The organism is Coriobacteriia bacterium, from assembly GCA_034370385.1.
GTDB lineage: Bacteria > Actinomycetota > Coriobacteriia > Anaerosomatales > PHET01 > JAXMKZ01.
Genome location: JAXMKZ010000044.1, coordinates 92,769 through 116,969 on the forward strand (window position 1 = coordinate 92,769; position 24,201 = coordinate 116,969).

At 64.4% G+C, this 24,201-nt stretch carries 19 protein-coding genes; 18 read left to right on the top strand and 1 reads right to left on the bottom strand.

The window, feature by feature from the left end; translation table 11 throughout:
• The first annotated feature begins 87 nt into the window (after positions 1 to 87).
• The 16 genes from raiA to U1E26_09395 all read left to right on the top strand — a co-directional run bounded on the left by raiA (position 88) and on the right by U1E26_09395 (position 20,439).
• Positions 88 to 648 (top strand): ribosome-associated translation inhibitor RaiA, encoded by a 561-nt coding sequence (raiA, locus tag U1E26_09320; protein MDZ4169842.1) that lies wholly within the window; start codon positions 88 to 90, stop codon positions 646 to 648.
• A gap of 196 nt (positions 649 to 844) precedes the next feature.
• A complete protein-coding gene (locus tag U1E26_09325; protein MDZ4169843.1) occupies positions 845 to 1,516 on the top strand; it encodes a hypothetical protein in 672 nt (223 codons plus the stop codon).
• A 265-nt stretch (positions 1,517 to 1,781) separates the two neighbouring features.
• Positions 1,782 to 3,116, top strand: a complete 1,335-nt coding sequence (locus U1E26_09330) for an HD-GYP domain-containing protein (protein ID MDZ4169844.1) — start codon at positions 1,782 to 1,784, stop codon at positions 3,114 to 3,116.
• A 14-nt stretch (positions 3,117 to 3,130) separates the two neighbouring features.
• Positions 3,131 to 4,225: a hypothetical protein gene (locus tag U1E26_09335; GenBank protein MDZ4169845.1), complete on the top strand. Its 1,095-nt coding sequence runs from the start codon at positions 3,131 to 3,133 to the stop codon at positions 4,223 to 4,225.
• Positions 4,222 to 4,767 (top strand): DUF5317 family protein, encoded by a 546-nt coding sequence (locus U1E26_09340; protein MDZ4169846.1) that lies wholly within the window; start codon positions 4,222 to 4,224, stop codon positions 4,765 to 4,767. Before U1E26_09335 ends, U1E26_09340 begins: the two co-directional genes overlap by 4 nt.
• A 662-nt stretch (positions 4,768 to 5,429) precedes the next feature.
• Positions 5,430 to 8,552, top strand: coding sequence for a BTAD domain-containing putative transcriptional regulator (locus tag U1E26_09345; protein ID MDZ4169847.1), 3,123 nt, complete (start codon positions 5,430 to 5,432; stop codon positions 8,550 to 8,552).
• A gap of 388 nt (positions 8,553 to 8,940) precedes the next feature.
• Positions 8,941 to 11,706, top strand: coding sequence for a preprotein translocase subunit SecA (gene secA, locus U1E26_09350; protein ID MDZ4169848.1), 2,766 nt, complete (start codon positions 8,941 to 8,943; stop codon positions 11,704 to 11,706).
• 9 nt (positions 11,707 to 11,715) lie between these two features.
• Complete coding sequence (gene prfB, locus U1E26_09355; GenBank protein ID MDZ4169849.1) at positions 11,716 to 12,855, top strand: peptide chain release factor 2; 1,140 nt, start codon at positions 11,716 to 11,718, stop codon at positions 12,853 to 12,855.
• A gap of 5 nt (positions 12,856 to 12,860) precedes the next feature.
• A complete protein-coding gene (locus U1E26_09360) occupies positions 12,861 to 13,664 on the top strand; it encodes a PHP domain-containing protein (GenBank protein ID MDZ4169850.1) in 804 nt (267 codons plus the stop codon).
• 3 nt (positions 13,665 to 13,667) lie between these two features.
• Positions 13,668 to 14,564: a YitT family protein gene (locus U1E26_09365; protein ID MDZ4169851.1), complete on the top strand. Its 897-nt coding sequence runs from the start codon at positions 13,668 to 13,670 to the stop codon at positions 14,562 to 14,564.
• A 9-nt stretch (positions 14,565 to 14,573) separates the two neighbouring features.
• Positions 14,574 to 15,593 (top strand): polysaccharide deacetylase family protein, encoded by a 1,020-nt coding sequence (locus U1E26_09370; protein ID MDZ4169852.1) that lies wholly within the window; start codon positions 14,574 to 14,576, stop codon positions 15,591 to 15,593.
• Between the two features lie 65 nt (positions 15,594 to 15,658).
• Entirely contained in the window at positions 15,659 to 16,492 is an 834-nt protein-coding gene (locus U1E26_09375; GenBank protein MDZ4169853.1) for a transketolase, read from the top strand.
• Positions 16,493 to 17,422: a transketolase family protein gene (locus U1E26_09380; protein ID MDZ4169854.1), complete on the top strand. Its 930-nt coding sequence runs from the start codon at positions 16,493 to 16,495 to the stop codon at positions 17,420 to 17,422.
• A 186-nt stretch (positions 17,423 to 17,608) separates the two neighbouring features.
• Complete coding sequence (gene ftsE, locus U1E26_09385; GenBank protein ID MDZ4169855.1) at positions 17,609 to 18,295, top strand: cell division ATP-binding protein FtsE; 687 nt, start codon at positions 17,609 to 17,611, stop codon at positions 18,293 to 18,295.
• On the top strand, positions 18,285 to 19,199 hold the full coding sequence (gene ftsX, locus U1E26_09390) for a permease-like cell division protein FtsX (protein MDZ4169856.1): 915 nt from the start codon (positions 18,285 to 18,287) through the stop codon (positions 19,197 to 19,199). The genes ftsE and ftsX overlap by 11 nt, the downstream gene beginning before the upstream one ends.
• Before the next feature lie 37 nt (positions 19,200 to 19,236).
• Entirely contained in the window at positions 19,237 to 20,439 is a 1,203-nt protein-coding gene (locus U1E26_09395) for a S41 family peptidase (GenBank protein MDZ4169857.1), read from the top strand.
• A 13-nt stretch (positions 20,440 to 20,452) separates the two neighbouring features.
• Here U1E26_09395 and U1E26_09400 read toward each other — a convergent pair whose 3' ends face one another.
• Positions 20,453 to 20,887: a hypothetical protein gene (locus tag U1E26_09400; GenBank protein ID MDZ4169858.1), complete on the bottom strand. Its 435-nt coding sequence runs from the start codon at positions 20,885 to 20,887 to the stop codon at positions 20,453 to 20,455.
• Positions 20,888 to 20,896: 9 nt separating this feature from the next.
• On the opposite strand from U1E26_09400, the gene rnr reads away from it, so the two are divergent.
• Both rnr and U1E26_09410 read left to right on the top strand, forming a co-directional pair.
• Entirely contained in the window at positions 20,897 to 22,942 is a 2,046-nt protein-coding gene (gene rnr, locus U1E26_09405; GenBank protein ID MDZ4169859.1) for a ribonuclease R, read from the top strand.
• A 113-nt stretch (positions 22,943 to 23,055) separates the two neighbouring features.
• Positions 23,056 to 24,159: a hypothetical protein gene (locus U1E26_09410; GenBank protein ID MDZ4169860.1), complete on the top strand. Its 1,104-nt coding sequence runs from the start codon at positions 23,056 to 23,058 to the stop codon at positions 24,157 to 24,159.
• The last annotated feature ends 42 nt before the right edge of the window (positions 24,160 to 24,201 follow it).

Sequence of the window (24,201 nt, forward strand, 5' to 3'; positions counted from 1 at the left end):
ACCGCGACGCGAATCTGCATCGGCAGACGCCCTCAGAGGGGTATCTTCTCACTAGAGAGGTCCTATCCCGACGAGGAGGCATTGGCGATGCAGATCAATATCACCGGACGGCACATGCCAGTGACGGATTCGATCCGCGCTTATGCGGAGGAGAAGATCAGCAAGGCCGCGATGATTCATGACCGTGACGAGATGACTGTCGACGTGGTGCTTCATGTCGAGAAGAACCCGGCGAACAAGAACCGGGATGTGGCAGAGGTCACGGCCCGCATGAAGGGCGTCGTCGTCAGGGCCGAGGAAGCCGCACCTGACATGTACGCCGCCATCGATCTTGTCAGCGAGAAGCTCGAGCGTCAGATGCGTAAGTTCAAGGCGAAGCTCCTTGACCGTCGGAGCGGCAAGACGTCCGTCAAGACGGCACCTGGCGTCGAGGAGATAGGCGGTCCGCCGCTCGAGCCAGAGCCGGAGGGTCAAGTTGTGCGCAAGAAGCTTGTCGATACCAAGCCGATGAGCGAGGAAGAGGCGATACTCCAGCTGGAGCTCTTGGGTCACGACTTCTTCGTGTTCAACCACGCAGAGGAAGGCACCCTGAACGTCATGTATCGCCGGCAGAATGGCGACTACGGCCTGATTCAGCCGCGGGCGTAGACCCAGAATCATCGCACGACGATCGCGCGGGGCGCCCCTTGGGGTGCCCCGCTGCGTGAGCCGAACACAGAACACGATTCATACCCTGGTTGACATGTGACGAATCGCACACTTACGCTACGCGTAGTTTCGTGGAGGTCGCGAGGCTCAGGTCTGGGGCAACATAGCATTCACCGCAGCAGAGGGGCCTGTCCGCATGGAGCAGAGCGTAGGACGCATCCGCGCACAAGACATCGAGTTCGCGCTATCACAGATAGGTGAGATCAAGGCCGCGCGTGTAGTGGTGGCCCCTGAGGGCAACATCACCGAGATTCACGTGGTCGCGCTCCCTTCCAAGTCCCCTAAGCAGCTGGTCCGTGACATCGAGTCCGCACTCATGGCGCGCTTCGGGTTGCCTGTCGACCACCGCAAGATCTCAATCGCCCAGCTCGGCAGCGAATTCCTGCCGCCCGAAGAGGTCAATCCAGAGCGCCCAAGCGCCGTTCGTCCTCGCATCGTGAGCATCAACGCATCGGTGTCCGGCGTTCAGGCATCAGCCGCTGTCACTCTCGAGATCGGCGGCGAGGAGTACACGGGTCGCGCTTCAGGCGCCGCAAGCACGACCGGTCGCATCAGACACGTCGCACTGGCGGCGCTCGATGCCGTGGCGATGTATGCGCCGGATGGGACCACCTTCGCGCTTGAAGACGTCTCTGTGTTGCAGCTCGGTCGCGAGCGAGTCGCCGTCGCCTGCGTGACGCTGGTGACGCCGAACGGTGAGCAGTCGTACTCAGGCTCGGCGCTTGTGCGGCAGAACGACAAGGACTCGATAGTCCGGGCAACCCTCGATGCGATCAATCGTCGCATCGGTTTACTGACAACCGAATAGCCTTCCTCTTGGACCGGCGCCATGCTTCGTGAAACAAACACTGTACGCACTACCACGAGCGGAGCGGACAGCGTTCTTCCATCACTAGCGGGATGGGAGAAGACCAGAACCTTGAATCCACAAAGGGGGTCTTCTCACCATGCAGCGAATTCTTGTACTTCTCGCGTCGCTGGCAGCCGTCGTGCTGGCCAATGGCGCCTACTTCAAGATTCGGTAGATGTGATCGTCGCCGGTCCGTCCGACTTGGAGGGGCGAGGTGTGCCGCATGAGTGATGAGACTCGAGCCCCTCGCCCCTTCCGAGTCTTCGTTGTCGTTCTTGCAGGAGCCGGGCTTCTGCTGACCGTTCTGTTTTCGGATGCTGCGCGCGGCTTCGATGCATGGGGTCTGTTGGTTCTCCTTGTCCTCGGGGTGTTTGTCTCGGAGAACTACACCGCAGAGATTGCCGACATCAATGTTGGGCTGTCGTATCCCTTGAGCCTTGCAGCGGTCGTCCTGCTTGGCCCGGTGCCGGGCGCCGCTGTCGCCGCGGTCTCTGGCGTGAGCGTTTCCGACATACGCCGCGGTCAGACGCTGGAAGTCATCATCTTCAACGTGAGCCAGTTGGTGGTTGCGACACTGCTGGGCTCGTTCGTCTACTTCTCCCTAGGGGGGCAGCCGCTTGCGTCCGGCGGTGAGCTTATCCCGTGGGACGCGCGGTCTTTCGCGGACAGCCTGGTTCCTTTGCTCGGTCTTGCGACGGTTTCCGCCGGAGCGAACATGGTTCTGGTATCGGTCGGGCTGAGTCTGAAGGGCCAAGGTACCGTGGGCTCCACGCTGCGTTCGATGGGGTGGGCTCTCCCCACACAGATTCCGCTTGCCTTCGTTGGCTTCCTGATGGCTCAGGTGCTTGCGATATCCGTCGTGGCCCTGCCGCTCTTCGTAATTCCGCTCTTCTTGGCGCGCCAGGTCTACCAGCGCTACTCGTACATGCAGGAGGTCTATCTCGACACAGTGAAATCCCTTGTCTTCGCTCTGGAGGCGAAGGACCCGTATACGCGTGGGCATTCCGAGCGTGTCGCCGGATACTCAAAGTCGCTTGGCGAGGCAATGGGAATGGAGCCATCCTCGTTGGACCGACTGTTCCGATCGGCCCTGCTTCACGACATCGGCAAGCTGTCAGTTGCATCGAGCGTGCTATCCAAGCAGGGCCCGCTGTCGGCGGAGGAAGCGGAACTGATTAGACTGCACCCAGAGCGTGGCGCGCACATGGTGGAGGTGATTCCGACGCTGAACAAGCTTGCGGAGAATGTCCTCATGCACCACGAGCGCCTGGACGGCAGCGGATACCCTCGCGGGCTTGTCGATGTGGCCATCCCGCTCGCTCCGAGGATTCTTGCGGTCGCAGATGCATATGACGCCATGACCACGCATCGACCGTATCGTCGGGCGCTGTCACGGGAAGAGGCGACCGCCGAACTCGTGGGCGGTGCCGGCAGTCAGTTTGACCAAGATGTGGTGCGCGCATTCATCGAGCACAGGGTGGGTGTGCCGGAGCCTCAACACGCGGTGGTCGGCGGCTCGCAATTGCCGGTTGAGGTCGAGGCGGTGATGGGGTCGTGAACTTGACGAGTCTCTTGTCTACCGAGGTCCTTGCCGCGCTGCAGCAGTTGCCGACCCTTGAAGCGTTGTGGTTCGCGGTGGCAATTGCACTGCTCGGATACTTCGACATCTCCCTGCCTAGGGGCGACTCGGTTGGAGTAACCGGGGCGCTGGAGGCGGCGGCACTGCTTGCGCTGGGTTTCTGGGCTGCGGTTCCGGTGATCCTAGGTGCAGCACTAGTTGCCATGATTGCCCGGCACCTTGCTGGTCGCGGCGTACGTGTGCTGTCGGGGCTTGCATCGCGGGTAGCGGGGCTGGTCGCCGTCGCGGTACTGCTGCGTGCAGTCGAGGGGGCATCACTTGGGGGATGGGCCAAGACACTCGGCGTCATAGCCGTTTACGTCGTGGCGGAGATGCTCGCACGTCAGACCGCTGAGGCGCTGCGGAGTCGCCGTTCACTTCGACGACAGGTGCTGGGCGGCTTATCTCTGCAGGCGCCCCTTGTGCTCGCTCAGTTCTCGACCGCCGCGCTCGTTGCCGTGGTCTATCCGCACATGCAGTCGTGGAGTCTGGTCACAGCCGTCGCCCTGCTCCTTCTCATTCGTCAGTCGTATCGGCTGCTTCTGGGCGAGAAGGAGACATACCGGATGACGGTGGAGGTGCTCGTTGAGGCGGCCGAGGCCGCTGACGTGAATCGGCACGGTCACGCCGAGAGAACCGCCTCGATAGCGCGGGCAATAGCGATCAGGTGCTCGTTCCCAAGCAAGGAGATCGAGCGCGTGAGCTACGCTGCGCTTCTCCATGACATAGCAAGAATTCGAGAGCAGGGGGCCGCCGACTATACGCCGACGACTTCATCGCAACTCCTGGAGGGCGTTGACTTCTTCGAGGATGTCGTTCGCGTGATGCGCGTGTTCGACGGGCACGTGCCGGAGGAGGCGTCCGCTTCCGCGGCTGACGTACGGGCGGCTTTCGTGGTCGGCCTCGCCAGCGACATCGATGACGCTGCTCACGGAGCGTACGGCGCGGGGAGTGTGTCGTCGCTCGCAGACATCGTCCCGTGGTCCGTCAAGGCGTCCGCAGTGGGCGCCGCTCTTTCGTTGGGCTACCAAGTACCCGCGGTTCGATGATTGCCGCTGGCGCGATCGCGTGGGCGCTGCTGATCGCATGGGCGGCTGGCGGCAAGTTCGCGAATCTCGCCCAGGTCAGGCTCAGTCACGAGCTTCTAATCGCACTACTCTTCGTCGGTCAGAGCATCTTTCGCGGGCGACTGCCCTTCTGGGATGGCGCAGCCCATGATTGGGCCGTCTTCTTCTGGGGCCTGGCCTCCCTCGCGCTGCTTGCGACGTTGATTCCGGATGCGAAGTTGCCTGGAATAGGGGTCGCGATACTGGGCATTGCCGCCAACCTTACCGTCGTATTGGCAAACGAGGGCATGCCCTATGTAGCTGCTGGCGGCGCCGTTCTTGATTCAGGTGCCTTCTTCTATCGGACCGGCACTATTGGGACCAGCCTGCTGTTCTTGGGCGATGTGCTGCCAGTCCCGAGCGGTGCGTACCTGCTCAGCTTGGGCGATATCCTCCTCGGGATAGGTGTAATGGTGTTCATAGTCGCAGGCAGCGTGGCCGGCATGAATGGATCCACAACGGGCACAGGCCGCGCTGGACGTTGAGCCTATTCGCTGACCAAGAGAACTGGGGCAGTATAGTCGGCGGGTGGTCCTTCTTTGCGCAACATTCGGAACGGGTGGGACCCTCGCTTCGGCCGCGCACGCGGGATACTGGGGCACCTTGCCGCGATGGACTTTAGGCGGCGCAGCGGCGCCGTCGAGACGTTCCTCCAGCGCAAAGAGGGATTCTCGGAAGATTCCGGGTTCGATCCGTCGTCGCGGACCACGGCACCATGCCAGCGTTCTCTTGGCATCGGGACGGCCCGCGCCAAGGCAGTTACCGTCCATCTCGATCGAGGCAGCGAGGTCGCACGGATCCGGTAAGAAAGTGGTAAGACCCGCCTGATACGGTTCACGCGGATCGGAAGACCCCCGATTCAGCGCAGGGCTCGGCGGGTTTCCCGGATAAGGGATCTCACGGGCGGGACGCGGTCCATTGCAGGTGTGGAGCGGGAGAGTTCCAGAGGGGCACCGCCAGGGCCGTCAAGTAGCCGTTCGAACTCAAGGAGTCTTGCGAGGGTTCCCCCGGGCGGGGCTCGTGGCAGGCCAGCACTGGCACCGCTCGGGGGCACTCCGATACTCTTGTGTCAGAGGGCTGAAGGCCTGGCAGGTTGGGTGCCGCCATGTGCAAGCGGCGCCCCTTCAGGCTGAGCGGAGGTCTCGACGTGCCAGGACATGCTGCGTGCACACTGCCGCCCGACTACTCCTCGTTGGCGCGCAGGGTGAGATTGGACCGAGTGATCGACTCGGCCGGCGGACGCCCGTGTGTGATTGCCGCGCCGCCGGGATGGGGAAAGACCGTGGTCGCGTCCCACTATGCTGCGCGGTTCAACGGATGGACGTGCTGGCTCGACGCTGCGGGGAATTCAGTATCAGAGCAGCTGGTGCTGGGAGCTGTCGAGGGGGCGCGAGAGCGGGCGTGCTTGGATCCCAAGAAGGCGGGGTCTGGCATCGTCGTGCTCGACGATCTGTATCTTGGCGAGCATGGCCTTCACGGGCTGATGGAGCTCCAACCGCGCCTAGCGAGCTTGGGTGCTCGCTTGGTGGTCACCACTCGCTGCCCGTTCCCTTCCGACGCCTCGCCGGGCAGCCGGCTCCCACAGTGCGTAGGGGTGGCCGAGCTGAGGTTCTCGGGCAAGGAGGCTACGTCGCTGATGGCCTCGTTCGGAATCGAGACGAGTGCGGGCCCCCGCTTGGCGGCGCTTGCAGCGGGCCACCCTGAGGTGATCAAGCGCCTTGCCGTCCACGATACGACCGAGTTCGGTGACGCTGGGCATGGGCTCACTGACTGGCTCATACGCCATGTGTTGGGGAGCTCGTGGGATGCTCGGCTGCGGCTCTACAACCGGGTGTTGATGGGATCAGTCGTCCCCGATTGCCGGGCGCCGGTGCGCCGTAGTCCCGAGACCGCGTTTCCTGAGCTCGAGGGGCTGCATCAGTCGGAGGATTATTCGACGACGGTCACGGCCGCCGTTGTCGAGGCGTTCCGTTCGGAGGGAAGGGACGAGACGGAGTGCGTCCTCAGTGCCGTCGTGCCGGCCCTCGTCGAGGCGGGCGACCACGAAGGAGCGCTGCGGGCGATCGGGGTGTGCGGGGTACCTGAGCTGACGGCGGCATTGCTGATTCGCGACGCGGTTGCGTTCGAGTCGGACGCGAAGGTCAGGGAGCTACTGCAGATCATGGACGACCTTCCCGTGCACGTGATGATGGAGCACGCCTGCCTGGTCGGCATGTGGGCCCTGGCGCTCTATCGGTCCGGCTTGCTGGAGGATGCGGTGGCCAAAGCCAGGGCATGCCTCAGGCTGTGTGCCGTGGATGGCGACTCCGATGTCGCGTCACGGGCGCGGGTGACGCTGATAGATGCGTTGTCGGGTCTTCAGCGCTTTGAAGAGGCCGCAACCGTGATTCGGCAAGATGGTGACGACAGGCGGACCAGGTCGCTAGCCGAGTCCGTGGCTGCGGCTTGCGTGGAGGCCTACTTCGGTCGTGCCCAGGAAGCGTACGCCGCCGTGGACGCCCTCTCTTCGACGGCGTTCGCGCTGGATGTTTCCGACTACGAGCGCCTTCGCTGGGAGCACGCCCGGGCGAGCATCCTGTCGTTGTGCACCGGCGGCTACGACGTGCTGGCAGCTGATCTAGCAGTCATGATCCCGCGAACGCGTGTCTGGATGCGGGAGTTCGCGCTGATACGTGGGAACCTAGGGCTCGCACTCATGGAGACAGGGCGGTTAGCACGTGCCGGGGCACTACTCTCCGCTGCGGTCTCATCTGGTATTGAAGATGCGTTCGCTCGGTACTCGGCACTTATGCTCTGCGTCCTCGCTGGAAAGGGCGATGTCGATCAGGCGCTCGAACTGGTTGTCCAGTGCATTCACGCGTCATCCGAGATGGGCTCTGAAGCCGACCTGGCCGGCAACAGGGTCTACATCTCCACCGTGCTGCGCGCGGCTGGCGAGCGGGATGAATCCCTCGCAGCGGCTGAGAGGGCCTACGAGCACCTCTGCGTCGTCGACTACATGGGATACCGTCGTCTCGCGGCCCTCGAAGTCGCTGCGTCCCTGCTGTCGCTTGGCGATTGCGACGCGGCTCGTCGCTGGGTCGCCACCGTGGAAGCGGAGGGTTTCGGCCGCAACCGCTACCACGCCCTGCGGGCGGCGATGATCCTCGCCGAATGCGATCGCATCGACGGCGAAGTAGAAGCAGGGGTCGCTCGGCTCGCCGGGCACGCCGAGCACATCCTGTCTGAGAGCTCCAACTGGCAGATGGCGATGTACTGTCGAGCCTTTCCGGGACTGCTCGGGATGCTTGCCGCAGCCGTGACAGTGAAGCGTCTTCCTGTCCACATGCTACGAATGGTCCTCCCGGAGTACGCTGAGCGCGGGCTGAGGGCGTGCCGCGCGTGGCTGGACGCCGACGAATGGCGGGCGCTGGGCATGCGCACGCTTGGCGAGACCGGCTTCGGGATGCTCGAGCGGCGCAACGGCGAGCCAATCTGCCGCGTCCGACTGCTCGGCGGTCTCGATGTCGTCGTCGGGGATCGGACCGTGGGCGAGCGTGACTGGCCCAAGAGAAAGGCCCGACTGCTGTTTGCCATGCTCGTGGTCAAGCGCGGCCACGACGTTCCGCGCGAACAGATCTTTGAGCACCTATGGCCCGATCTTGACGAGGAGCGGGCGCGCAACAACCTCTACGTCGTCTGGAGTGCCATGAAGCAAGCGCTCATGGGGCCAACGACTCGTGCGACGAAGTGCCCCTACCTCGAGAACAAGGGCGGGCGGCTCCGGGTCGTGAGCGACGTGGCGCGCTCCGACATAGACGAGTTCGAGGAGGCCTTGGGGGCGGCGCGGGTCGCAGAGGCCGCCGGCGACACCGATAGGGCGCTTGGCGGCTACGTGCTGCTGGCAACCGTCTACCGAGGCGACCTGCTGCCGGGAGACATCTACGACGACTGGTTCGCCCCGCTGCGGGACCACTATCGGCTTCAGTTCGTCGACGCGATGACGCGTGCGGCCGAGCTCCTGCTGGAGCGCGACGATCCGTGTGAGGCCCTCGTCTACGCGCGGCGCGCACTGGCAGCAGACCCCCTGCGCGAGGATGTCTACCAGCTGGCGCTCAGGTGCCACATCTCCGCCGGGCAGCGCAGCGGCGCTATCGAGACGTTCCTCCAGTGCCGCGGGCGGCTTTCAGAGGATCTGGGGCTCGATCCGTCGTCGCAGACCATGGCGCTCTATCAAGAGATCCTCGTCATGGAGGACAGCCCGCGCTACGACGACTATGGGCTTTGCTAGCGACGGGTGGTAACCGGTATGTGCGCGGTAAGGAAGCGGTAAGACCCGCCTGATACGGTTCACGCGGATCGGATGACCCCCGATTCAGCGCAGGGCTCGTCGGGTTTCCCGGACAAGGGATCTCACGGGCGGGGCGCGGTCCATTGCAGGTGTGGAGCGGGAGAGTTCCAGAGGGGCACCGCCAGGGCCGTCAAGTACCCGTTCGAACCCAAGGAGTCTTGCGTGGCTTCCCCCGGGGCGGGGTCGGATGACCTATTGGTCCGGCTCCGCTCAGGGGTGGATTTGGCTCCGTGTGGAGCCTGTGGAGGCCCCAGGCGCCCGGCATCCCTGTGCTAGAATCTGCAGGGCTTTCGCGCCCCCCAACCCCTCTCAAGAAAGCGCAGTAACCATGGTGAACATCCTGCAGAAGCTCCTCACTCTCGGTGAGGGCAAGCAGATTCGCGGGTACGAGGGCCTGGTCGCCCAGGTCAACGAACTCGAGCCCGAAGTCGCGGAGCTCGATGACGCGGCTCTGGCAGCCAAGACCGTTGCGTTTCGCCAGCGAGTCGATCGCGGGGAGGACCTGTCATCTCTGCTTCCCGAGGCGTTCGCCGCGATGCGTGAGGCATCGAAGCGTGCACTGGGGATGCGCCATTTCGACGTTCAGCTCATCGGCGGAATGGTGCTCAACGACGGCATGATCGCCGAGATGAAGACCGGAGAAGGCAAGACCCTCGTTTCGACGCTCGCGGGCTACCTCAACGCCTTGCGTGGCGAGGGCGTCCACGTGGTCACCGTCAACGACTACCTCGCCAAGCGCGATAGCGAGTGGATGGGTCGTGCGTACGCTGCGCTCGGCATGGATGTCGGGCTCATCCAGTCGCAGATGGATCCGTCGCGCCGAGTTCCTTCGTACCGTGCCGACATCACCTACGGAACGAACGCGGAGTTCGGGTTCGACTATCTCCGCGACAACATGGTCGTAGCCCCGCGCGATCGCGCGCAGCGCGGTCATCACTTCGCCGTGGTCGATGAAGTCGACTCGATTCTCATCGACGAGGCGCGTACCCCGCTCATCATCTCTGGCGCCGGTACCAGGTCCGCTGACGCGTACAAGGATTTCGCCAAGATGATCCCTCGGATGCGCGAGGGTGTGGACTTCGATCTTGATGAGGCGAAGCGCACGGTCGCGCCGACCGAGGCGGGAATCAAGAAGGCGGAGCAGGCGCTGGGCATCGAGGACATCTATATGGACCCCTCGGGCCAGATGGTGAACCACCTCCAGCAGGCCCTGAAGGCGCAGTTCCTGTTCAAGTTGGACGTCGACTACGTGGTCAAGGACGGCGAGGTCCTCATCGTGGACGAGTTCACCGGTCGCCTCATGTATGGGCGCCGCTACTCAGAGGGTCTCCACCAAGCGCTCGAGGCCAAGGAACGCGTGCACGTGCGCGAGGAGAACCAGACGCTTGCGACCATCACGCTGCAGAACTACTTCCGCATGTACGAGAAGCTCTCGGGCATGACCGGCACCGCCGTGACCGAGGACAAGGAGTTCCGCGAGATCTACAAGCTGCCCGTCATGGTCGTTCCGACGAACCAGCCGATGGTCCGTGACGACCGCAACGATCTCGTCTATCGCACGGTCCCGGCGAAGTTTGATGCTGTCGTCGAGGATATCGCTGAGCGCCATGAGGCCGGGCAGCCGTGCCTGGTGGGCACGATCTCAATCGAGAACTCCGAGCGACTCTCGCGTCTCCTGACCAAGCAAGGCGTGAAGCACAACGTGCTCAACGCGAAGTTCCACGAGCAGGAAGCGCTCATCGTCGCTCAGGCAGGACGCCTCGGGGCGGTCACGATCGCCACGAACATGGCGGGACGAGGCACCGACATCATCCTCGGCGGCAACCCCGAGTTCCTCTGGGAGGACATCGTCAGAGAGCGCGGAGTGCAGCCCGAGGATGCCACTGAAGAGCAGCGGGCCGATGCACTGGAGGCGGCCAAGCGCATCTGTGCGGATGAGCATGAGGCCGTCGTGGGTGCGGGAGGGCTCGCCGTGCTCGGCACTGAGCGCCACGAGTCGCGACGCATCGACAACCAGTTGCGCGGTCGCTCCGGTCGCCAGGGAGACCCCGGTGTCTCGCAGTTCTACCTCTCTTTGGAGGACGATCTCATGCGCCTCTTCGGAGGCGGTCGGATGGACCGGATCTCGGCGTTCATGGCTAAGGCCGACATCCCTGACGACATGCCCATCCAGGCTGGCATGGTCTCCAAGGCCGTCGAGAGCGCGCAGCGCCAGATCGAGGCGATGAACTTCTCGGCCAGAAAGCACGTTCTTGACTACGACGACGTGATGAACAAGCAGCGCGAGGTCATCTATGCAGAGCGCCAGCGCGTGCTTGACGGTAAAGACATACACGAGCGGGTCGAAGAGCTCATCGGGGACGTCATCGCCTCCAATGTGCTCACGTTCTGTCCGGAGCGCACCTATTCGGAGGAGTGGGACTGGGACACGCTCGAGCTGTGGTTCCACGACCTGACCGGCATGGGGTCCGAGCCGATCGAGGCCGCCCGCGGCGACGTGGACAACCCGCACCTGTTGGCGGAGTCCCTCAGTGAGATCGTGCTCGGGGCGTACGCCAACAAGGAGTCCGAGATCGGCCCCGACCAACTGCGCGAGCTCGAGCGGCACATCATGCTGCGGATCATCGATGCGCGCTGGATGGAGCACCTCCAGGAGATGGACTATCTCAAGGAGGGAATCGGACTGCGAGCGATGGGCCAGCGCGATCCGAAGGTCGAGTACAAGAACGAGGCCTACGACATGTTCTCCGCGATGGTCCAGGGCGTGAACGAGGACTTCCTGCGCACCATCATGCACATGCAGGTGGCGTTTGAGCCGGAGCCGGAGCAGGCTCCCGTGCTCAGCAACGTGAACTACTCGGCACCCAGCGAGTCGTCGATATTTGCGACGGCTGCCGGTGCAGCCGCCGCGGTTGGCGTCGATGCGCCGTCGCCCGACGCCATCGCCGCCGCTGCCGCTGTGGCTGGTGGCACCAGCAAGGCCGCTACCGTGGTGAAGGACAAGCAAGACCCCTTCGCCGATGTCGGGCGAAACGACCCGTGCCCCTGCGGCAGTGGGAAGAAGTACAAGAAGTGCCACGGAGCAGGGGCGTAGTCGACAGCCATGGTCAACGACCGGACACAAGACATCGCCGCATTGCGCTCCCGCGTCGAGCGCATGGCTGAGTACCTGCACATCGACGCCAAGCGCGGCGATCTTGCGGTCCTCGAGGAGAACAGCGCGGCGCCGGACTTCTGGGACGACCAGTCCAAGGCGCAGACCGTCATGGCTCATGCCGCTGGTCTGCGCGACGAGATCGAGACCTACGAGTCGGTAGTGGCGGTGCTTGATGATGCTGAGGTCGCCAACGAACTCGCCATGGACGCAGGAGACGAGGATCTGGCCACCGAGATCGACTCGATGCTGTTGGATGCGGCGGGCCGCGTCGACGGTCTTGAGGTAGCTAGCTGGTTCACTGGCGAGTTCGACCCCGGTGACGCCATACTCACCATCACTCCGGGCCAAGGTGGCCTCGAGGCCCAGGACTGGGCCGAGATGCTGCTCCGCATGTACACGAAGTACTGCGAGCGCAAGAAGTGGAAGCTTGACCTTCACGACGCGCCCGCCGGAGTCGAGTTGGGTATCGATCGTGCGGTGTTCACGGTTCATGGACGCAACGCCTACGGGATGCTGCTTTCCGAGATGGGGGTGCATCGACTGGTGCGCATCAGCCCCACCGACGAGAAGAAGCGTCGCCAGACGACGTTCGCCGGCGTCGAAGTGCTGCCGGTGCTTCCCGATGATGTCGAGGTCGACCTCAAGGAAGAGGACCTGAGAATCGACGTGTATCGCTCCAGTGGTCCGGGTGGACAGTCGGTCAATACGACCGACTCCGCCGTGCGCATCACGCACCTGCCTACGGGCCTCGTCGTGACCTGCCAAAACGAAAAGTCGCAGCACAAGAACAAGGACGCGGCGATGAAGATCCTACGCTCGCGCCTGTTCGAGATCGAGCGCGAGAAGCGCGAGGCGGAACTCGATGAGCTGCGTGGCCCGAAGCGCGAGATCACCTTCGGCAGCCAGATCCGAAACTACGTTCTGTACCCGTACCAGCTGGTCAAGGATGTGCGCACGTCCATTGAGACGGGCAATGTCGACTCCGTGCTTGATGGAGACATCCAGCAGTTCGTGGTCGGCTACCACCGGTGGCGCGTGCACCAGGAGCAGGCCGATTCCGTTGGCGCAGCCAGTCGGGAGCAGTAGCCCCGGTGCGCCTGCTTGCCGACCTCCACACCCACACCATCGCCTCGGGGCATGCGTACTCAACGTACACAGAGCTCGCCCAGGTGGCGCGTGCGAGGGGCCTTGAGCTTATCGCGGTGACGGACCATGGGCCGAGCGTGCCGCAGGGAGCGCACCCGTGGTACTTCTGGAACTCCAAGGTCGTCCCGAGCGTGCTCGATGGCGTTCGCATCTTGAAGGGATGCGAGGCCAACCCCTCAGTAGGGACGGACAACGGAATCGACCTGCCGGACGAGCTGCTCCGGCTGCTCGACTTCGTCTCGGTGGGATTCCACCCGCTCACCGGATTCGACGATCGTGATCGCGCGCGGAACACCGAGGTGCTCCTGCGCGTCATCGCCAATCCCTACGTCGACCAGATCACCCATCCAGGCAATGAGGCCGAGTTCCCGCTCGACATCGATGCGGTCGTCGAGGCCGCGGTCAACCACCGGGTCATCCTGGAGCTCAACGACCACTCCTTTGCGCCGACGAGCGCTCGTTCCAGCGCCATCTCGCGTGAGCGGGAGTTCGCCGCCGCGGCGCTTGAGGCGGGGGCGCCCATCGCCATCGGCAGCGATGCGCACTACGCGCTGCACGTGGGGCGCTTCGATGCGGCCGTCGCGTGCGCGAACGAACTGGGCATCACCCCTGAGCGCCTCGTGAACCGCGACGCCGAGTCCACGCTCGCGTTTCTTATCGGCAAGCGCGAGCGCCCGCGCCTCGAGGTCGGCGGCGAATGGACGTGGCCCGCCGATGACGCAGGGCCACTTCCGACGGGGGAGGTGTAGGAGATGGTGTCGCCCGGGCTGACCCCCTCACGGGTGCTGCGAGCCCGACCCGTACGCGACTATGCCCTCATGACGGTGGGCCTAGCGCTGACCGCTTACGGGCTCGACGCCTTTCTCATTCCGAACAAGATCGCGGCGGGTGGTGTATCGGGCCTGGCGACGGTCATCTACTACACGCTGCAGGAGGCCGCCGGACTCGAGGTGAGCATCGCACTGCAGGTGCTCCTCATGAACGTCGTGCTGCTCGTGATCGCCATCCAATCCCGCGGCTTGACGTACGTGGCCAAGACCATCTTCGGCATCGTCGGTCTGTCGATCTTCATCGGACTGTTCGCCCAGTTCAACCCGGTCGTTGGCTCCGAGGACCTGCTGCTCGCAGCGCTGTACGGCGGCGTCATCAGCGGTCTTGGCGTCGGGCTGGTCTTCAAGGGCGGGGGCAACACCGGAGGGACCGACATCGTGGCCCAGCTGCTGGCGAGCCGATTCCCGCTCGGTGTCGGCCAGATCATGCTGGTAGTGGACGCGGCGGTCACGCTGCTTGCCGCAATCGCGTTCGGGCCGGTCCTGGCAATGTACGGTGCCGTTGCGATCTTCGTCGGTTCGGTCACCATCGATGTGGTACTTGAAGGCATCCCGGTCGAGAAGGCCGCATTCATCATCTCGGACCAGAACGACGCGATCGCGCAGGCGATCGTTCATGAGATGGGCCGAGGCGCCACGATGCTGCAGGCCACCGGAGTATGGACCGGCGATGAGCGCCGGATGCTGTTCGTGGTGCTCTCTCGCAACGAGATCGACTCGCTCAAACGGGTTGTCGCGACCCTTGACCCGACTGCTATGGTCGTCATAAGTGATGTGCACGAGACCATCGGCGAGGGATTCAAGGCCATGCCTGGGTAGGAGTGCGGTGTGAACTACGGGCGCCAGCGGGGACAGGGCGGTCACGTTCCGTGGGACGGAGATGAGGGCTTCGACTCCGCCGCGTGGGCGGCCGAGCGCGCCGCGGCTCGCGAACGACGGCGTAGCGCCGAGAGGCGCAAGCGCCAAGTTCGAGGCTTTGCGGGCGTCGTGGTACTGCTCCTGATTGCTGGCGCAGGCGCAGGGGCGGTCAAGAACTCGTTGGGCTCCGACGAGCCACGCTACGAGTTCGAAGATGTCGCCGGGGAAGCGACCCCGACGCCACCGGCCGCCGGTGCCGCGGAGACACCGGAGCTCGTGCCCGTCACCCAGACCCAGAAGCCGACGCCCGAGCCTGCCCATGATGCGCCGGACCCCGTCGCAGCGGCTGCGGTTCAGTACCCCGGTGCCCCCGCGGTCGAGCCCGAAGTGATCCAATCGGCCAATCCGGCCGAGAAGCTGGTCGCGATCACGATAGACGACGGGATCCCGATTGATGAGCGCCTCCTTGACCTGCTGATCGACAGGGATGTTCCGGTCACCACATTCTTGCTGGGCCAGGCCGTGGTCTCGCGTCGGACCCTCGTGAAGCGGATGCACGATGCCGGCTTCGAGATTGCGACGCACGGCTGGGACCACGACAGCTTCACCAAGATGTCGGAGTCTGAGATGCGGTCGCAGTTGAAGCGCACCCAAGACGCCATCACCGACATCACCGGTGACCAAGCGCCGTACTTCCGGCCACCCTACGGGGCCCGCAACGATACCGTCGACCGCATCGCGGCCGAGCGCGGCTACCGTGTCGTCCTGTGGGATGCGTCATTCGTCGATACCTACAAGAACGCAACCCCTGAGTACAGCATGAACAAGGCGCTCAAGAACCTGCACCCCGGTTCCATCATCTTGTGCCACTGGGGACGGCCCGCCACGTACGGCGCGATGAGGCTGCTGCTCGATGAGCTGGACCGGCGGGGGTATCGCGCCGTGACGCTTTCCGAACTCCTCGCGGCGCCCGAAGAAGAGATGCGCTGAGTGCCTGCAGGGGAGTGCTATCCTTGCGAGGTTTCCCACGCAGCCACGCCGATTGGAGCCAGCACATGTTCGACGCCAGGGTTGTCGAATCCAAGGCGCAGCAGATGCGTCGCGACATCGTGGAGATGATCGCCGCAGCGGGATCCGGCCACCCGGGCGGCTCGCTGTCCGCGGCCGACATACTTGCCACTCTCTACTTCGGTGACGTGCTTCGCCACGACTCCGCGCGGCCCGACTGGCCCGATCGCGACCGGTTCGTTCTGTCGAAGGGACATGCAGGCCCGGTACTCTACGCCGCGCTCGCTGAGGCTGGGTACTTCGGTCGGGATCAGCTCGCGACGCTGCGCAAGTTGGGGTCCATGCTTCAAGGCCATCCGGACTGCAAGAAGACGCCGGGTGTGGAGGTGTCGACGGGCTCGCTTGGTCAGGGACTGTCCATCGCCGCGGGGCTCGCCGCGGGTCTCAGGGGCTCGGGCGGAGACGACCGCACGGTGTTTTGCCTGCTTGGTGATGGCGAACTGCAGGAGGGGCAGGTGTGGGAGGCGGCGATGTTCGCGGCTCACCACGGCCTGAGCAATCTCGTCGCCATCGTCGATGACAACGGCCTTCAGATCGACGGCGCCTGCAACGAGGTCATGTGTCTTGGCCACATCGCGCAGAAGTTCGTCGCGTTCGGCTGGGATGCCATCGAGGTCGACGGGCACGATGTGAGCGCGCTGCGCGAGGCGCTTGTCGCCGCGAAGCACGAACAGCATCCCGTGGTCGTTGTGGCACGCACCGTGAAGGGGAGAGGCGTCTCGTTCATGGAAGGCCAGGCCGGATGGCACGGGAAGGCCCCCTCCGCCGACGAACTCGAGCGTGCGCTTGCCGAACTCACGCCGACGGAAGGTGAGCAGTAGATGAGCCCCAAAGCCACCCGCGAAGCGTTCGGTGAGACACTTGTCGAGCTCGCGACCGAGGGTCTTGACGTCGTAGCCGTCGAAGCGGACCTCTCCAAGTCGACCACCACCGCCAAGCTTGCCGACGCGTTCCCCGAGCGGTTCTTCAACGTGGGCATCGCGGAACAGAACATGATCGATGTTGCCGCGGGCCTGGCGGTATCGGGCAAGATCGCCTTCACGGGTTCGTTCGCCGTGTTCGCCACCGGGCGGGCCTACGATCAGGTTCGTAACACCGTGTGTTACTCGAGTCTGGATGTGAAGCTCGCACCGACTCACTCCGGCATCACCGTCGGGCCGGATGGCGGAAGCCACCAGATGATCGAGGACATCGCTCTCATGCGTGTTCTGCCCGGTATGCGGGTTCTTGTTCCGGCCGACTTCACGGCAGCCAAGGCGGCGTTGCGCGCCGCAGCGTCCACGCCCGGGCCGTTCTACATCCGTTTGGGGCGCACGAGTTTCGCCGATGTCTATAGCGAGGGCTTCGAGTTCGAGATCGGTCGCGCGTACGTGTTGCGTGAGGGTGCCGATGTCACGCTCGCGGCGTGCGGCATCATGGTGGCAGAGGCGCTCAAGGCGGCCGACACCCTGGCGGCCGCGGGTGTATCGGCCGAGGTGATCGACGTGGCTACTGTCAAGCCGCTCGATGTCGACACCCTCGCCGCAAGCGTCGCCAAGACCGGCCGAATCGTGACCTGCGAGGAGCACAGTGTGCTCGGCGGGATGGGGTCGGCGGTCTCCGAGGTGCTCTCAGAGGTGTGCCCGGTGCCTACGCGCAGGATCGGGGTAGCGGACGTGTTCGGCACGAGCGGCGAGCCCGCTGAGCTGATGGAGCACTTCGGCCTGACCGCCGACCACATAGCCGAAGCTGCCGCAGAGCTCGTCGGGTGAGGTACGCGCAGACCGAATCCACAGGCTCTCCATCGGCCGAATCGGTGTCGCAGGGCACGGCTTTGGTAGAATCCCGTTGGGAATCGTCGCCGCGAATTGGAGCATCCCTTGAGTGATATCGCAGACGTGTCGAGTGTTGCGCAGGCAGTGCCTGAGGTCGCAGCATCCACGCGAACCGGCCCCTCGATGATCAGCCTGAGGAGCGTGTCGAAGGCCTACGTGGCCGAGAAGCCCGCTCTCGTCGATGTCGACTGCGACATCAAGTCAGGCGAGTTCGTCTTCATCGTCGGGCACTCGGGCTCAGGTAAGTCGACCTTCATCCGTCTGTTGCTGCGCGAGCTGCTGCCGACTCGCGGCCAGATCGTCGTTGCGGGCCAGGACCTCGTCAAGCTCAAGAGCTGGAAGGTCCCGTACCTTCGCCGCAACATCGGTTGCGTCTTCCAGGACTTCAAGCTGCTGCCCAACAAGACGTCGTTTGAGAATGTGGCGTTCGCTCTGGAGGTCATCGGCAAGAGCAAGCATGTCATTCGTACCCAGGTCCCCGAAGTCCTGCGGCTTGTGGGCCTGGAGGACAAGGTCGACAGCTATCCCGATGAGCTGTCAGGCGGCGAGCAGCAGCGCGTGAGCATCGCGCGGGCGTTCGTCAACCGCCCTCCGCTGCTGCTGTGTGACGAGCCCACCGGAAACCTCGACCCGCAGACGTCGCTTGGAATCATGAAACTGCTCGAGCGCATCAACAAGACCGGTACGACCGTGCTCGTTGCCACGCACGACCGCGAGATGGTCGACAACATGCGCAGGCGCGTCATCGCCCTCGAGGGCGGCCGCATCATCCGCGACCAGGACCGAGGGGTGTACGGGTATGTCGATTAGTGTCGGTTACTTCGTTCGGGAGTCTCTTCAGAACTTCCGACGCAACTGGGTCATGTCTTTGGGTGCCGTCATCACCATCTACCTGTCGTTGCTTCTCGTGGGCATCTTCATCGCCACGGGATTCGTCGTTAACAGCGTGGTGGAGGACGTCGAGGACAAGGTCACCATCCAGGTATTCCTGAAGGATGGTGCAGCGACCGAAGACGTCAACGCGCTCCAGAAGGTGCTTCTTGCTGACGCGCTGGTGGATGGCGTGGACTACACAAGCAAGGACGAGGCGCTCAAGAAGTTCAAAGAGGACATGAAGCAGTCGCCCGAGATCATCGACCAACTGGAGGGCAACCCGCTTCCTGCGTCACTGGATGTCACTCTGAAGGACCCCCGCACGGTCGAGGCGGCGGTGGCCAACATCAAGAAGGCCGCGCTGTTTGCGAAGGTGGCCGATCGCCCGGACGAGCCTGAGAAGTCGCTCAAGTACGGTCAGCAGATCGTGCAGAAGCTCTTCGCCTTCACGCGCATCATTCGCATCATCGAGGTCGTGTTCGTCGTGATGCTGTCGGTCGTGAGCCTGATCTTCATCAACAACACCATCCGTCTGGCTATCTACGCGCGCCGCAAGGAGATCGGCATCATGCGACTCGTGGGCGCGAGCAACTGGTTCATCCGCACGCCGTTTCTCCTCGAAGGCGTGATGCAGGCGCTGATTGGCGCGACCCTCGCTATTCTGACGGTGGTCGGTCTGCAGGCCCTGATCATCCCGAGGCTGGGTGAGGCACTGCCCTTCCTCGCCGTGTCTCTTTCGGGGGCCGCGACGGCGCAGATCGCACTGTGGTTGATCATAGGCGGGGTCGTCATCGGCGCTGCTGGCTCGTGGCTCGCTATGTCGAGGTATCTGAAGGTCTAGCGCGCCCGACACACTCGGAAGAAGGCATCAAGCACGCATGAATACTCTGCTGAAGGTCCTTGTCGCGGTCAGTCTTGTCGTCATTCTTGCTTCAGGCGGATTCGTCGGCGGCTACGCGTTTGCACGATTCTCACCCAGCGCGATGCTCATGCCGGCCGTCGGGGCCGAGGAGGACACGGCGCTGACCGATGACGTCAACGAGGCCTTCGACATCCTGAAGGCCGAGGCGCTCGAGCCGCCTTCAGAGACATCGGCGACCGCGGGTGCCCTCCAGGGCCTGCTGGAGAGCGGTGGCGACCAGTACGGCGCGTACTTCGACCCGAAGCACTTCGAGTACTTCAACCAGGAGATGTCCGGTGAGTTCGGCGGCATCGGTGTCACGCTTGGCGAGCAGGACGGGACGACCTACGTCGTCGAGGTCTTTGAGGGTACTCCGGCCGAGGGCGGGGGCCTGAAGTCAGGCGACCGGTTCGTGGTCATCGACGACGTCCGTCGCGACAGGTGGACGAGCGATGAGGTCGTGAAGCGCGTTCGCGGCGAAGAGGGCACGCCGGTGAAGCTCACCATGCTCCGTCCCGGCAAGAAGGGGACGCCGGGCAAGGAGTTCTCGGTCGAGCTCACTCGCGACGTGATCACGTTCCCCAACACCAAGAGCGAGCTCAAGGGCGACGTCGGATACATCAGACTCGCACAGTTCAACGACAACGCCACGGGCGAGATCTCCGAGGCGATTCGCGAGTTGACCAAGAAGGGCGCGAAGTCGTTCGTGCTCGACCTGCGAAACAACCCTGGTGGCGCGCTGCAGCAGGCTGTGAACGTAAGCTCGCTGTTCATCGATGACGGGGTCATCGTGCGAGTTGACGAGCGCGGCAAGCCCGAGACCGAGTATCGGGCCGTCGGCAAGACCATCACGGACGCCCCGCTCGTCGTGCTTGTCAACGGCAACTCGGCTTCGGCGAGCGAGATCGTCGGCGGCGCACTGCAGGACTACGATCGCGCGATCCTCGTTGGCGAGCAGAGCTTCGGCAAGGGCAGCGTGCAGACGATCAAGCGTCTGTCCACCGGCGGGGCGATGAAGTTCACCACAGCCCACTACCTGACGCCGAAGAGCCGTGTCATCAACAAAAAGGGACTCACCCCGGATGTCGTCGTCAAGATGGACATCGAGGATGAGATGGATCCAGAGAAGGACGCTCAGCTCAAGCGTGCGCTGGTCGAGGCGAAGAAGCTCGCGAAGTAGCGGGGGCTGACGATCAGTCCTCGTCGTCCTCGTCGTCAAGCAGTATCAGGCTCTCGAAGTCCTGCATCTCCTCGGTCATGAGCAGATGAGGGCGACGACTCTCCACGTCTTCCCCGTTGCCGTCCTCTTCCGGTAGCGACACGAGCTCGAGGAGGGTCTCGTCCCCGCGGAGCATGAACCGCCAGCGGTCCTCACCCGCGGCCTCGAAGTCCAGGTAGCGGAAGGAGGCGACGTTGAGGAAGAGACACCCGTTGACCACGATCGTCGAGGAGTCCGGGTCCGCCATGAGCTTCACAAGCGCTGCGCGGCCCTCGTCGATGACGGAGCCATCGACAAGATAGCGGTACTCGAGGGTCTCGATCGTCTCAAGCGCCCGCAGCATATCGCGGAAGCTCGACAACGATCCTCGTCCAACGAGGCAGGGGGCAAGTGGGCGACGCTGTTCCATGGCAACTCCGTGAGGTCGTTTCGCTTGGACGAGATTCTAGCACCGTTGCGAAGCGATGCTCATGCCATCTGGCGTGCGGTAGACTCGGTGCGACGAAAGGACGGGAGGAGCCGGATGGCCAAGCCGAACAAGAGTGCGAAGAACAGGCGCTCCGGCTTCATCGTGGGACGCATCTCGATCACGCGGCGCGGCTATGGTTTTGTCGCCGCTGAGCACGGCGACTACTACGTCGGTGCCCGCGATACGAACGGGGCCATGCACGGCGATATGGTCTCGCTGCGCCCCTCATCCCAGCGCGGTCGTGAAGGTCGCAGCGGTACCGTCGTGCGCGTGTTGGAGCGTGCGACGACTCAGGTCGTGGGCCGATTCGAGCGGCACGGGGCCATCGGCATCGTCGTGCCCTCCGACCGCCGCATACGCACCGACGTCTTCATCGCGAACAACGCGATAGGTGACGCGACCCCCGGAGACATCGTAGTCGCACGTCTCGTTGGGTACCCGTCACGCACCCAGGCCGCGCAGGGCGTCATCGACGAGATCGTCGGGCGCGAAGACGATCCCGGCATGCGCATCGAGATCATCATCCGGGAGCACGGGCTTCACACCGAGTTCCCCGAGGAGGCGAGCGCGCAGGCGGCCCAGATCGCGCTCGACGTCGACCGCGCGCTTGCGGCCGAACCCGAGCGCCGCGACATCCGTGACCGGTTCACCTTCACCATCGACCCGGTCGACGCTCGGGACTTCGACGACGCGATCACTATCGAGCACGTCGACGGCCTCGTGCGCCTCGGCGTGCACATCGCCGATGTGAGCCACTACGTGCCGTGGGACTCACCTATCGACTCCGAGGCTCGTCAGCGTGCCACCAGCGTCTACCTCGTCGACCGTGTGCTGCCGATGCTCCCGGAGAAGCTCAGCAACGAGATCTGCTCGCTCAATCCCGGCGAAGACAGACTCTCCTTCACCGTGGACATCTACCTCGACGCCCACGCCCATGTGGAGCGCTACGAGCTGTACCCGAGCGCGATGCGTTCCGACCGACGCTTCAACTACGCCCAGGTCCAGCGCATGCTCGACGGCGAGGAGGCGTTCCCGGACCCTCAGAGCGAGGCTGCTGTGCGCGACTTCGCGCGCGTGGCGCAGCGGATCGGCGAGGGGCGGGTGGCGCGGGGCGGGCTCGACTTCGAGACCGTCGAAGCGAAGCTGCGCCTGGCCGAGGACGGAACGCCGCTCGAGGTGGTCGTCCGCGAGCGCACGCAGGCCACGAACATGATCGAGGAGGCGATGATCCTCGCCAATGAGGTCGTCGCCGGGCACATGAGCCGGGCGAAAGTGCCGATGGTCTACCGCATCCACGAGGACCCGGATCCTGATGCGCTCGGCCACCTGGCGCAGATCCTCAAAGAGTTCGACTATCCCGTCAAGGACACGCATGGCGCTTCGCCAGCCACGTTCCAGCGCATCATCAAGTTCGCGCACAACCGCCCCGAGAAGCGACTCATCAACTCGCTGCTCCTGCGTGCCCTGGAGCGTGCGCGCTACGTCGACTACCTCGGCTCCCACTTTGGTCTGGCGAGCGAGGCCTACACGCACTTCACGAGCCCGATCCGCCGCTACCCCGACCTCATCGTGCACCGTCTGCTGCGCGCCCAACTGACGGGGACGCTTGAGACCGACCGCAACACGGCGCTCATGGTGCCCGAGCTGACGTGGCTGACGGAGCACTCGTCGTTCATGGAGCGCGAGGCGGAGATGGCCGAGGACGATTCCGTGAAGTTCAAGCTCACCGAACTCATGGCCGAGCATGTGGGCGAGGTGTTCGACGCCTTCATCACCGGGGTGACCACCTTCGGGCTCTTCGTGCAGCTCGAGAACACCGCCGAGGGGCTCGTGCACGTGGACCGCATGAGGGACGACCACTACCGCCTCGATGCCACGAAGTTCCTTCTCTACGGCGAGGACCGGGGCCGTGTCTACCGGCTCGGGCAGCCCGTGAGGGTGCGGCTTGTCGATGCGAGCGTGTCAGAGTCGCGGCTGGACTTCGAGATGGCGTGAGGCCTTGCGCGCAACGCGACGGTGACGTCTGAGCCCGCTCTTGGCAACGCGTAGTGGGGCTGACCGCAGTCTGTGGCGATGATGTGGGTGTGCCCATCGCGAAGGGAGCCCGCATGTACGATCTCGTCATCGTCGGCGCAGGCCCGGCCGGATCCACGCTCGCAAGACTGGCCGGGGATGCTGGACGGGTGCTGCTGGTGGATCAGCGGTCGGCGGAGGCCGCTGCCCCTCATCGAGTCTGCGGAGGGCTTCTGGCCCCATCCGCGCAGCGCGCACTGGCGGCCCAGGGTCTGGGCCTGCCAGCTCACGTCACCGTCGGCCCGCAGCTGTTCGCCGTGAATGCGTTGGACTTGGTCAGCGGGGATAGCGGACTCTACCAGCGGCATTACCTCAACGTGGACCGCGCGGGTTTCGACCGTTGGCTGCAAGGGCTGGTGCCGGCCGAGGTAGAGCGGGCGTACGGCTGGCGTTTCACCGGACTTGAGCGCGAGGGCGCTACCTCGGTCGTGTCGTTCGGCACGCCGGGGGGCGGCCGCGCCAGCGTTCGCGCTCGCTTGGTCGTGGGTGCCGATGGAGCCGCATCAACCGTGCGGCGCGCAGCGTTCCCGGGCCGGGAGGCACCGCGCTACGTCGCCTTGCAGGGGGAGTTCCCGGCGTGGGGCGAGGAGCCGCACTTCGGCGCGATCTTCGACCAGAGACTCACGGACCATTACGGCTGGACGGTGCCGAAGGGCGACCGCGTGCTCGCTGGCATCGCGGTTCCGGCAGGCCGGCCCGCGCTTGAGTCCTACGAGCGATTCATCGTCGGTGTGCGCGAAGCTCGGCTGGTCTCCGGTGCGGAGCTGGACCGCGGTGCCGCGACGATCCTTCGGCCCTCACGGCCCGGGCATATCCTCGCGGGCGACGACCTCGTGCTTCTCGTCGGTGAGGCCGGCGGCTTCGTGAGCCCCAGTTCAGCCGAGGGCATCAGCTATGCGCTACGGACCGGCGCTGCGGCGGCCGAGGCGCTGAGGGTCGCGGGTGTCGGGGCGGCTGGGGCTGAGCAGTACCGGCGTGCGGTGCGTCCCGTCGCCTTCGAGGTGCTTGCGAAGGTGGCCAAGGCGCATGCGCTGCGGGAACCGCGCATGCGGCGCGCGATCATGCGCAGCGGAGTCGGCGGTATCTCGGGGTCAGGAGCCGATATCGGCGGGGTACTCGGCGAGCTGCTGGCGCCGTAGTCGGTCGGCTGACGCGCTACACTACGGGCGTCCCGAAACGAT